Genomic DNA, 7506 nt, shown 5'->3' with positions numbered 1-7506 from the left:
GGATGAGGGGAACTAGGGGGACAAGGGGCACGAGGTAAAATTTTCTTCCTTGTCTCCCCCATCTCCCACTCCATCCGAACATAAGTCATGAAATTTAGATGAACTGAAAAGTTACATCTACTTATCATGAGTATTTATTGCAAAATATTAAATAGTACCATCTGGAGATTAATTTGTGGTATCACACGCCCCTATTCTCAAGTCTAATGAGCAGCAAGTGCTGGACGAAAAAAGTCAAAAGTTAAGTAGTTTTGCGCCAAGACACATTGGCCCTAACTCCGATGACATCCAGCAAATGCTTAAGGTTTTGGGGTTTCCCAGCCTGGATGCCCTAATTGACCAAACAGTTCCACAGGCAATTCGGCTGAAGCAACCGCTAAAGTTACCAGAAGCAGAAAGTGAGTACGCAGCACTGGCATCGTTAAAAAAAGTTGCTGCCAAAAACCAGGTTTTCCGCTCATATATTGGTATGGGATATTACGACAGTATTACCCCACCGGTGATTGGGCGTAATATCCTAGAAAACCCCGGTTGGTATACTGCCTACACTCCTTATCAGCCAGAAATTGCTCAAGGGCGACTAGAAGCGCTGCTAAATTTCCAAACCCTGATTATCGATTTAACAGGTTTGGAAATCGCCAATGCTTCGTTGCTCGATGAAGCCACAGCAGCAGCTGAAGCGATGAGCCTAAGCTATGGTGTTTGTAAAAATCAGGCAAATGCCTATTTTGTCTCTGGTGATTGCCATCCCCAAACTATCGACGTGTTGCAAACACGGGCGAAACCATTAGGGATTAAGATCATTGTCGGCGATCATCAAACATTTGATTTTGATCAACCAATTTTTGGGGCTGTTCTGCAATACCCTGCAAGTGATGGCACCATTTACGACTACCGCGCTTTTATAGAAAAAGCCCATGCTAAGGGTGCATTGGTAACGGTAGCAGCAGATCCTTTAAGTTTAACTTTGCTAACGCCTCCTGGGGAATTTGGCGCTGATATTGCTGTCGGCAGCACCCAGCGCTTCGGTATTCCCTTGGGGTTTGGGGGGCCTCACGCGGCATACTTTGCGACGAAGGAAGAGTATAAACGGCTGGTTCCAGGGCGAATTGTCGGAGTATCAAAAGATGCCCAAGGTAAGCCTGCATTACGTCTCGCTTTGCAAACCCGCGAACAGCACATCCGTCGCGAAAAAGCTACTAGTAATATCTGTACTGCACAGGTGCTGCTGGCGGTAATGGCGAGTATGTACGCAGTCTATCATGGCCCGGTTGGACTGAAACAAATTGCTGAAAACATCCACCAGCTAACTTTAATGTTGGCAGCAGGACTAAAGCATCTAGGTTACAAAATTAGTTCTGAACATTTCTTTGATACACTGCGGGTGGAGTTGGGAACACGCAGCCTGGAAGTAATTCTCGAAGCTTGTCAAGCAAGGAATATTAACCTGCGGATTTTTGATGACGCTGCCGTTGGTATCTCTCTAGATGAAACAACTACAGTAGATGATTTGATAGAGCTTTTGGAGATTTTTGCAGCGCCTGATAGTCTATTTTTCGGTTTTAAAGAAATTGGAGACTTAATTGCAGCACGGCGCAAATTACCCCTACAAAACTCAACCCTTGCCCGCATAAGTACATATCTCACCCACCCAGTCTTTAACCGCTATCACTCAGAAACTGAGTTGTTGCGCTATCTGCACAGGCTGGAAAGCAAGGACTTGTCGCTAACAACATCGATGATTCCTTTGGGTTCTTGCACAATGAAGTTGAATGCGACTGCTGAGATGATTCCGGTAACTTGGGAGGAATTTGGCAAGATTCATCCATTTGCACCTTTGTCCCAAACACAAGGTTATCAAATCTTGTTTAGGCAACTTGAGGCATGGTTAGCTGAAATTACTGGTTTTGACGGAATTTCTCTGCAACCAAATGCTGGTTCTCAAGGCGAATATACGGGACTTTTGGTGATTCGTCAGTATCACGAAAGTCGCGGTGAAGCACACCGTAATGTTTGTTTGATTCCCACCTCCGCACACGGGACAAACCCTGCAAGTGCGGTGATGTGCGGGATGAAGGTAGTGGCAGTTGCCTGTGATTCACAAGGTAATATTGACGTTGATGACCTGAAGAGGAAGGCAGAAAAATACAGCAATGAATTAGCCGCCTTAATGGTAACATATCCCTCAACTCACGGTGTCTTTGAGGAGCCAATTCAGGAAATCTGCGCTGTTGTCCATAGTCACGGTGGACAAGTTTACATGGATGGGGCAAATATGAACGCCCAAGTGGGAATTTGCCGTCCTGGAGATATTGGCGCGGATGTCTGTCACTTGAATCTGCACAAAACTTTCTGTATTCCTCATGGTGGCGGTGGGCCTGGTATGGGGCCAATTGGCGTTGCTTCTCATCTTGTGCCTTTTCTACCGGGACATCCTGTTGTGGGGAGTGGAGAAGAAATTTCTAATTCTCAACGTATTGGTGCGGTTGCTGCCGCGCCTTGGGGTAGTGCTAGTATCTTGGTGATTTCTTGGATGTACATCGCCATGATGGGTGCAGCTGGTTTAACCCAAGCAACTAAGGTGGCGATTCTCAATGCTAACTATATCGCCAAGAAACTGGAATCGTACTATCCGGTTTTGTATCAGGGGAAAAATGGTCTAGTTGCCCATGAGTGTATTTTAGATTTGCGTAGCTTGCGAGGCGCTTCGCCATCGCTCAAAAAATCGGCTGCGATCGAAATTGATGATGTGGCGAAGCGTCTGATGGATTATGGTTTCCATGCGCCGACTGTCTCCTGGCCTGTAGGGGGTACAATCATGGTGGAACCTACAGAAAGTGAATCTAAGCAAGAGTTGGATCGTTTCTGTGATGCGTTGATTTCTATTCGCCAAGAAATCGCCGAAATTGAATCAGGTAAGGTAGATGCTGAAGATAATGTTTTGAAGAACGCACCGCACACAGCCGAAAGTCTCATCACCGGAGAATGGCATCATCCTTATTCTCGTGAACAAGCTGCCTACCCTGCGCCTTGGACTCGTGAATATAAGTTTTGGCCTGCTGTTGGTCGCATTGATGCAGCCTTTGGCGACAGGAATTTTGTTTGTTCTTGTCTGCCAATGGATGCATATTAGAGGATGTCTGTAAAGTATCAAGTTGTATAAAGATTCCTCCTAACCTCCCTAAATTTGAGGATGTTATTGAGAGTTAAAGTTGTAATTACTTGATAATTTTACAATCGTGCTTATCCCCCAAGAACCCCGACTTCTTAAAGAAGCCGGGGTTCTGAATGATGTATATTGGCAAGCGATCGCGCTTACTTCTATAGATTACATTTTTTTGTTCGGTAATAATTATCAGACTACAATTGTCTGAGCGAATTTACGATTTTCAGGTTTAGGTTTAACTATAATCTCTACGTCACTACCTAACTTATTTAGATAAGCTATCAATCTATCAGTTGAAAAACCACTTAATCTACCTCTAATTAGTAAAGAAACTTTTGGTTGGTCTATTCCTAGAATTTCGGCTGCTTGAACTTGTGTTAAATTCAGATTAGTAATGATTTCACTGATTTTACGTACTAGTTCAGCTTTCAATAATCTTTCTTCATGATTAGATAAACCTAAGTCAGCAAATACATTTCCGCTACTAAGATAAACTTTATTTTCTTCGCCCATTTTTTTTACTCTATTTTTTTGGCAGTTTGTTGTAAATAATCGTCTTGAGCGATTTTCAACCTTTTTTTAACTAACTCTATATCTTGTTGTGCTGTAGCAATACCATGTTTTGATTTCTTTTGAAAGGAATGTAGTAAGTAGATAACACCCTCAAATTTAACAGTGTAAATCGCCCTGTATGTATCCCCATCGAAATAATCTACAATTTCTAAAACACCTGCTCCAGAGAACCCGTGTAAAGGTTTTGCATCAGGGTGCTTTTGACCATGTTGTGCTAAATCAAGAGCGTAACCCATTACATCCTGTACATCTTCAGGAAACTTCTTTAAATCATTAAGGGCGCTTGCAATCCATCTGAGAGGCTTTTCTTGTTTTTGATTCATGTAACATATAATATTAAGTATGCTAAAACTAGCATATTATGTCAATAGGTAATTATATTGTATTAAATTAATCTATCAGAACCGCCCAAAATCATCTTGTTAGAATATTGGCGTTATCCTATTATCAAATTCTGTTTTATCGGAGTTAGAAGAAGTTTTATATCGTCCCAAATTTGATAGGTATCTCACGAAAGAAAGGCGGCAAGAATTTCTAGAAAATTTAACAGAAAACTCTCAGTTTATTGACGTGACTGAGCAGATTGATGAATGCCGAGACCTAAAAGATAACAAATATTTGGAATTAGCACTCAGTGGTCAAGTAGAGTGTATTGTTACCGGAGATGATGATTTGCTAGTGCTAAACCCCTGGAGGGGCATTAAGATTCTAAATGTTCAAGAATTTTTAGCAAATAAGTAGCAAGAGTTAGCCTACATTCGACAAACACGATGCACAAAAATCTTGTGTTATCGGAAAGTGCGTAGTTTACCGCCGTAGGCATCGCTTTGACCCCTATAAAATAAATCTGATTCTTTCGTTAATACATTAACCAAGGTTTTTATCAAGAGTAATTTAGATGCGCTTACCCTAATAGAACTTACGCAAAATTACAATATGTAGGGGCAATTCATGAATTGTCTCTACTCACTCCTAACTCTTCTAATTCTTTTCGTAAAGATAAAGGCTGATACCCCAATTCAAAGGCTTTGGAACTATCCAAAGAAACATCTACTGGTCTAGGTGCTGCCATTTTCACATCTTGTTGTCGGCAGGATTTAAGTCCGGTGGCGGGAAGTTGAAATACTTCCACTAATAGCTGTCCAAAATCATAACGCGAAATCCGCTCTTTTCCACCTAAGTGAATGATGCCGTTAACTTTTTCTAATGCTAATAAAAGTCCTTTGGCGGCAGTTGTTCCACTTACTGGTGTGCGAAATTCATCTATAAATAAACTTAGTTCTTGTTCGGCTTTCAAAGTTTGAATAAATGGCTGAATAAAGCTTTTAGCTGTGGGTGTTGCTGCACCAAACATCAACGGCATTCGACACACTGCGGTCATGGGATATCTTTCTAGCATATCTGCTTCTGCGATCGCTTTTTGCTCACCGTAAAGATTGATAGGACACACAGAATCCATTTCTCGATAGGGGGCATTTAAGCCATCAAAAACTAAGTCGGTTGAGGTAAAAGCACAAGGAATAGAATTATCCGCACAAAGTCCGGCAAGATTGCCGGATGCTATAACGTTAATTGCGTGGGATTCTTCGGGGTGGGTTTGACAAAAATTTGGTTGCGAATGTGCAGCAGTATGAATAACTGCTGCTGGTTTTATATCACTAAATATGCGCTGCAATTCCTGAAAATTTGTTAAGTTCGCTTTTAACATTTTCATGCCAGGAATCTCTAGGGGATGAGAAAAATAAGTACCATAAACTTCCCATTCTTGTTTTGCAAGCTGGCAAAGATGCCATCCTAAAAAACCACTTGCTCCGGTGATTAACAATTTTTTCATGTCTAATTGTAAACCGCTGAAGAAAAAAATTATTGCTACAGCAAGTTTATATTTTATACTGAGTGGTGGTGACAAAATACTATTGCACTAATTCCTGAAACTGCTTTTCACTACGCACTTTGCTAAAGTCTGGGTCAGTTTTTGCTAATTTCTTGTATTTATCAGGAACAAGCTGGATTGCTTTATCTAGGTTCTCAATTGCTAATTCGAGATTATTTTGTAACGCATAAGAGCAAGCTTTGTTGTAATATGCTTGGTGCAAATCTTGCTTAATGGCGATCGCTCTATCATAAGATGCGATCGCATCTTTGTAGCGGTGCAGCTTTGTCAGAGCAATACCTCGGTTAATTAAAGCTTCATATTTGTTAGGTTTGATAGCGATCGCTTTGTCGTAAGATGCGATCGCGTCTTTGTAGCGTTGCAACGATGTTAAGGCGATGCCACGATTATACCAAGCTTCATATTTGTCCGGTTTGATGGCGATCGCTCTGTCGTAAGATGCAAGAGCGTCTTCGTAGCGTTGCAACGATGTTAAGGCTATGCCACGGTTAATCCAAGCTTCAGGACTCTCAACTTTGATAGCGATCGCTTTGTCGTATGCTTTTATGGCATCTTCGTAACGTTGTCCATCTAATAAATGATTGCCTTGATGAAAGAAATCTTCTGCTTTTTGCGTAGCCTTCGCTTCTATCAAAAGTTGGGTTACATTACTTTCTTGCACAACTTGTGTAGTGTTTGCTATCGATGAGTTTTCCCCACCACTACAGCCAAATGCGAAGAAAGCTATCAAGCCAGATGCAACCAAGCAGCGCTGAAAAACCATGCTGTACCTACAAAACTTATAAGATGATGTTAAAAGTTGTTCGTTTTTTGAACATTATCAAAATACACTAGTTTTTACCCATTAATTTCCTTATTTTTTGAGAAATAACTTTGCTGACCATGCATAGAAGCTTCTGAAAATCAAGTGTATGTTACATTATCATATTAAATACACATAAAGCAATTGCTTAGAAACTATTTCAGTCAAAAAACGATTATTTGTGTTGCTATATAGGTAGACATCGTACTTGTGCGGTAATTTTCTCTCCAATTAACAAGGGTGCGATCTGAGACTTTGTTCAGACTTTAACTTTAATATAAACAGATTTTTACGTAACATTTACTTTTGTAGAGTTTAATTTAGAACAGTTTTAATACAGACAGGGACTAAGTATAATATTTCATTAAATTCCTAGCGAGTGAAATTAGGTAAAACTCTGCGTTACTCCGCGTTTACTTTGCCTTCCTCTGCGTTTAAAAACGTTACGATTTTACGCAAAGCTTTACTAAGACTAAATTTACATCTATAAGGATTGTAACCATGAAAAAAAGTTTCTTTGCACTAGCACTAACCCTATCAGCGCTTCCTATATCTATTTCTACGTCAATTAATCCTGCTACTGCACAATCTGTTTCAATACAATCATTTAATTTTCCTACCTTCTATATTCGTCATCGCAATTTCCTTGGCGAAATTAGCCCTATTTCAAGTTCTCTAGACAGAGCAGATGCAACCTTTAGAATAAGTCCGGGGTTAGCGTCTTCTAACTGTGTTTCATTTGAATCCTAAAATTTTCCAGGATACTACTTAAGACATCAGAATTTTAGAATTAAATTAGCTCCTAATGACAATACTACGCTGTTCAGAAATGATGCAACCTTTTGTATAAAACCAGGTTTAGCAAGTTTAACAAATGTTCCTTTTAGGTCATATAATTTTCCTAATTACTATATACGCCATAAAAACTTCGAGCTATATATTGACCCGTACAGCACTGATAATGTGTTTTTAAATGATGCCACTTTTACATTAGTAGCACCGTTCAATCCCTAGCTAGAATCGCTATAGCAATCCCAATACTGCTCGGTTAAGAATATTTGTAGGTTCGGT

Annotated in this window: 6 protein-coding genes and 1 pseudogene; 3 read left to right on the top strand and 4 right to left on the bottom strand. The window is 40.4% G+C overall.

Features of this window, described 5'->3' with window-relative positions:
• Nucleotides 1–175: 175 nt before the first annotated feature.
• Nucleotides 176–3133 carry an aminomethyl-transferring glycine dehydrogenase gene (gcvP, locus tag HWQ41_RS13140; RefSeq protein ID WP_292763340.1) on the top strand — a complete coding sequence of 986 codons (2958 nt, stop codon included), beginning with the start codon at nt 176–178 and terminating at the stop codon, nt 3131–3133.
• A 222-nt stretch (nt 3134–3355) separates the two neighbouring features.
• Here the strand turns inward: gcvP and HWQ41_RS13135 are convergent, their stop codons facing one another.
• Both HWQ41_RS13135 and HWQ41_RS13130 read right to left on the bottom strand, forming a co-directional pair.
• Nucleotides 3356–3679, bottom strand: a complete 324-nt coding sequence (locus tag HWQ41_RS13135) for a helix-turn-helix domain-containing protein (protein WP_292763339.1) — start codon at nt 3677–3679, stop codon at nt 3356–3358.
• A gap of 5 nt (nt 3680–3684) precedes the next feature.
• Nucleotides 3685–4062: a type II toxin-antitoxin system RelE/ParE family toxin gene (locus tag HWQ41_RS13130; RefSeq protein ID WP_292763338.1), complete on the bottom strand. Its 378-nt coding sequence runs from the start codon at nt 4060–4062 to the stop codon at nt 3685–3687.
• A gap of 106 nt (nt 4063–4168) precedes the next feature.
• Between HWQ41_RS13130 and HWQ41_RS13125 the strand changes: the two genes are divergently transcribed.
• On the top strand, nt 4169–4480 hold the full coding sequence (locus tag HWQ41_RS13125; RefSeq protein ID WP_366931666.1) for a putative toxin-antitoxin system toxin component, PIN family: 312 nt from the start codon (nt 4169–4171) through the stop codon (nt 4478–4480).
• A gap of 208 nt (nt 4481–4688) precedes the next feature.
• Here HWQ41_RS13125 and HWQ41_RS13120 read toward each other — a convergent pair whose 3' ends face one another.
• Both HWQ41_RS13120 and HWQ41_RS13115 read right to left on the bottom strand, forming a co-directional pair.
• Nucleotides 4689–5573, bottom strand: a complete 885-nt coding sequence (locus tag HWQ41_RS13120; RefSeq protein WP_292763336.1) for an NAD(P)-dependent oxidoreductase — start codon at nt 5571–5573, stop codon at nt 4689–4691.
• 79 nt (nt 5574–5652) lie between these two features.
• On the bottom strand, nt 5653–6396 hold the full coding sequence (locus HWQ41_RS13115) for a tetratricopeptide repeat protein (RefSeq protein WP_292763335.1): 744 nt from the start codon (nt 6394–6396) through the stop codon (nt 5653–5655).
• A gap of 540 nt (nt 6397–6936) precedes the next feature.
• On the opposite strand from HWQ41_RS13115, the pseudogene HWQ41_RS13110 reads away from it, so the two are divergent.
• Nucleotides 6937–7449, top strand: a pseudogene (locus HWQ41_RS13110) (AbfB domain-containing protein).
• The last annotated feature ends 57 nt before the right edge of the window (nt 7450–7506 follow it).

Source organism: Nostoc sp. NOS(2021) (assembly GCF_017115025.1).
GTDB lineage: Bacteria > Cyanobacteriota > Cyanobacteriia > Cyanobacteriales > Nostocaceae > Nostoc.
The sequence above is the reverse complement of the archived record's forward strand: the minus strand, read 5'-3'. Positions and strand labels throughout refer to the sequence as shown.